This window comes from Vibrio sp. 10N.261.46.A3, assembly GCF_041472995.1.
Classification (GTDB): Bacteria; Pseudomonadota; Gammaproteobacteria; order Enterobacterales; family Vibrionaceae; genus Vibrio; species Vibrio coralliirubri.
This window is the reverse complement of record NZ_JBFRRH010000145.1, coordinates 1-1562: the sequence shown is the minus strand read 5'-3', so window position 1 is coordinate 1562 and position 1562 is coordinate 1. Positions and strand designations below refer to the sequence as shown.

Annotated in this window: 1 protein-coding gene; it reads right to left on the bottom strand. The window is 52.3% G+C overall.

Annotation, left to right across the window (positions count from 1 at the left end; all coding sequences use genetic code 11):
• Positions 1 to 23: 23 nt before the first annotated feature.
• The gene (locus tag AB4484_RS24940; RefSeq protein WP_372080861.1) at positions 24 to 1472 is read right to left on the bottom strand and encodes an IS4 family transposase; all 1449 of its coding nucleotides are present in this window, start codon (positions 1470 to 1472) and stop codon (positions 24 to 26) included.
• Between the last annotated feature and the right edge of the window lie 90 nt (positions 1473 to 1562).

Genomic DNA, 1562 nt, shown 5'->3' with positions numbered 1-1562 from the left:
CTGTCTCTTGATCATATCTTGGTCTAATTATTCAGCAGTGACGCTGTTTCTTTGCTCAAATAGTAGCCGCTAAGCATATCCTGTAGCTTATCCCAGCCGAGCCACATGGTTGCCCAACTGGCGATACCTGTGCGTTTGGAGTCATAAAATCCGCCGAGTTTGGCAATAGCTTGATAGGCCCATTTAAGTGTAGGAACCTCTTTGGGCAGCTTCTTAGGGTAGCGTCCCCCGCGTTTGTTGGCATTGAGATAGAGGATGCGCCATTCGTCCTGTGTGAGCACGTTTGTGCAAGGTTGAGATTCAATCGCTTCGGCCTGCTCTTTGAGTCCGCGAGCCCTGAGTTGCGCCGCCAGCGTCAGGCATTCTCGCAGCTGCATGAGCCTGACGGCGACAAAGGCTAATATCGAGACCATGCGCTCAAGGTTCTTCGGTTCAGTCATGCGTTGACGCTCTGCGCCGGCACCGGTTTTCCAAGCTTTGTGATAATCCTCAACGCGCCAGCGTTGTGAGTAAATGTGGATGATTTTCATGGCTTGCTTGTAGGTTTCAACTGGCTCACTTGTCAGCAGCAACCAGCACAAGCTTGCTTCCTCATCTGCTGTATTTTGCTCCTGGGCAAAAACCGCATTGAGCGTGATTTGCTGGCCGCCTTGATTGAAAGTGACAGGGCTTGCGTGCAGTGAAACCTCAGCAGTTCTTGCCTTGCGATTCTTGCGTGTCCCTTTGCTATCGAGCATGCCTTTTTGCGGAATATCAAGCTGATAGAGGCCAAGCTCAGGTTGGGCGGCAAGGTGTGAGAACAACTTAGTATCCCCTTGCTCAATCTTCCGGTGGTGTTTGGCGCGAACCACGAAGCGCTCTTGCTGCTCGGTTTTTTCTTGCAGGTAAGCGAAGATATCAGCCTCGCGGTCACATACAGTGATCACCTTGTGCATTTGGTCGCCGAAGCGACGACGAACGCTAGCTGAGGCCGCAGCCCATTTGCCGCTCTCAGGCTCTGTGGTGTCATCGGCTTCATCTGGTCGCATCCACCACTCTTGATGAACAAGACCGAGGGAGCACCCGGTGGCCGCATCAATCATAAAGCTGTTATGAACCCACCAACCACGGGCCTTATCAGTGGTTTTGCCCAGTTTCCCGAGCTTCGTCGCAACGCCGTGCTTAAAGCTCAAAGAGGTCGTGTCTTCCATTAGCCAGACTTCATCGCGAGCAACGACATGTGCGGCAGTCGTATCAAAAGCTGCACGACGAAAAGCACTGGCGTCGATTTTCTCGTTGCGAATAAATCGATAGGTGCCTTCAACTAGGCTGCCCTGACCATCGCAGGCGTAAGCCGCAGAACGTCCGGTGTTGGCGGCGAAGCGGCTGGCGATGTCGACTAAGCGCTCTGTTCTGCGCTTATCTCCAATCTGAGCTGAGCCGAACATAGAATGAGCCCAATCGGTAACGCAGTGGATCTGTGAAAGCATAATGAGAAAACCGTTAAAGTCAGTGATGCCCTATGATCTCTCAAGTTGGCACAGAGGTCGACTCCTGGCGACTAATTTGTGTATAAGAGTCAG